This window comes from Streptomyces sp. NPDC026659, from assembly GCF_040638245.1.
GTDB lineage: Bacteria > Actinomycetota > Actinomycetes > Streptomycetales > Streptomycetaceae > Streptomyces.
Map to the genome: position 1 here is coordinate 890 of NZ_JBEZXY010000022.1, position 2,047 is coordinate 2,936.

At 61.3% G+C, this 2,047-nt stretch carries 2 protein-coding genes; one reads left to right on the forward strand and one right to left on the reverse strand.

Features of this window, described 5'->3' with window-relative positions; genetic code table 11:
• Nucleotides 1-357: 357 nt before the first annotated feature.
• Nucleotides 358-1,524, reverse strand: coding sequence for an acyl-CoA dehydrogenase family protein (locus AB0E91_RS31535; RefSeq protein ID WP_357863639.1), 1,167 nt, complete (start codon nt 1,522-1,524; stop codon nt 358-360).
• Between the two features lie 279 nt (nt 1,525-1,803).
• Here AB0E91_RS31535 and AB0E91_RS31540 point away from each other — a divergent pair.
• Nucleotides 1,804-2,047, forward strand: a 244-nt coding sequence (locus AB0E91_RS31540; RefSeq protein ID WP_361788728.1) for a LacI family DNA-binding transcriptional regulator, incomplete at its 3' end; no start/stop codon positions are given.

Below are 2,047 nucleotides of genomic sequence, written 5' to 3' on the forward strand. Positions count from 1 at the left end.
AAATAAACAAAAAGGGGAACCGCGCACATTTCCCCGAAAAGTGCCACTTGCGGAGACCCGGTCGTCAGCTTGTCGTCGGTTCAGGGCAGGGTCGTTAAATAGCCGCTTATGTCTATTGCTGGTTTACCGGTTTATTGACTACCGGAAGCAGTGTGACCGTGTGCTTCTCAAATGCCTGAGGTTTCAGCAAAAAACCCCTCAAGACCCGTTTAGAGGCCCCAAGGGGTTATGCTAGTTATTGCTCAGCGGTGGCAGCAGCCTAGGTTAATTAAGCTGCGCTAGTAGACGAGTCCATGTGCTGGCGTTCAAATTTCGCAGCAGCGGTTTCTTTACCAGACTCGAGTACTTACTTAAATGTCATTCCTGCTTCCTCACGGTCGCCGATGTCAGCCCCAGCGAGCGCCCCACGATCTCCTGCATGATCTCCGAGGTGCCGCCGAAGATCCGCTCAATGCGGTTGTCGCGCCAGATGCGCGCGATCTCGTACTCGTTGATGTATCCGTATCCGCCGAACAGCTGGACGCAGCGGTCGATGATCTGCCAGGCGGTCTCGGTGGTCCAGTACTTCGCCGCGGCGGCGTCGACCGCCGTGAGATGGCCCTCGACGAGCGCCATGATGCAGCCGTCGACATAGGTGCGTGCCGCGTCGAGCTTGGCCCGCATGTCGGCCAGCGCGAAGCGGTTGGCCTGGAAGGTGCCGATGGGCTGCCCGAACGCCGTGCGGGTCTTGGCGTACTCCAGCGCCAGCTCGAAGGCGCGCTGTGCGCCGCCCAGCGCGCTCACCGCGATGGCGATCCGCGCGGTGGGCAGGTTCTCCATCATGTACGCGAAGCCGCGGCCCTCCGCGCCGAGGAGGTTCGCCGCCGGCACCCGTACGTCGTGGAAGAAGAGCTCCGCGGTGTCCTGCGCCTTGAGGCCGACCTTGTCCAGCCGGCGGCCGCGCTCGAAGCCGGGCATCCCGCGCTCGACGACCAGCAGGCTGATGCCCTTGTGGCGGGCGTCCGGGTCGGTCTTGCAGGCGACGATCACGAAGTCGGCGAGGATGCCGTTGGTGATGAAGGTCTTCTGGCCGCTGAGCACATAGTGGTCGCCCTCGCGGCGGGCGGTGGTGCGCATCGCCGCCAGGTCCGACCCGGCGTCCGGCTCGGACAGGGCCAGTGCGCAGATGGTCCGCCCGGAGACGATCCCGGGGAGCCAGCGGTGTTGCTGCTCCCCGGTGAGGTGCGACAGGTAGGAGGGCAGGACGTCGTTCTGGAGCCCGAGGCCGATGCCCACCGTGCCGGTGGCCGCCATCTCCTCGGCCATGATGGCGTTGTAGCGGAAGTCGCGGATGCCCTGTCCGCCGAACTCCTCGGGGAATTCCCACCCGATGAGACCGGCCGCACCGGCCGCGCTCCAGGCCTCGCGGCTGACGATTCCGGCCTGCTCCCATTCCTCCGCGTGGGGCACGCACTCCCTGAGGTAGTAGGCACGGGCGGTCTCCCGGAACTGCTCGTGCTCGGGGGTGAAGAGCGTGCGCCTCATCGACTGGAAATAGAGGTTTTCGTCCCCCGGATCCTGGCTGTGGTGATGATGGTGATGGCTGCTGCCCATGGTATATCTCCTTATTAAAGTTAAACAAAATTATTTCTACAGGGGAATTGTTATCCGCTCACAATTCCCCTATAGTGAGTCGTATTAATTTCCTAATGCAGGAGTCGCATAAGGGAGAGCGTCGAGATCCCGGACACCATCGAATGGCGCAAAACCTTTCGCGGTATGGCATGATAGCGCCCGGAAGAGAGTCAATTCAGGGTGGTGAATGTGAAACCAGTAACGTTATACGATGTCGCAGAGTATGCCGGTGTCTCTTATCAGACCGTTTCCCGCGTGGTGAACCAGGCCAGCCACGTTTCTGCGAAAACGCGGGAAAAAGTGGAAGCGGCGATGGCGGAGCTGAATTACATTCCCAACCGCGTGGCACAACAACTGGCGGGCAAACAGTCGTTGCTGATTGGCGTTGCCATGACGAAATCGGTCTCGATCCTGCGGGTGTGGAACTGGAAGG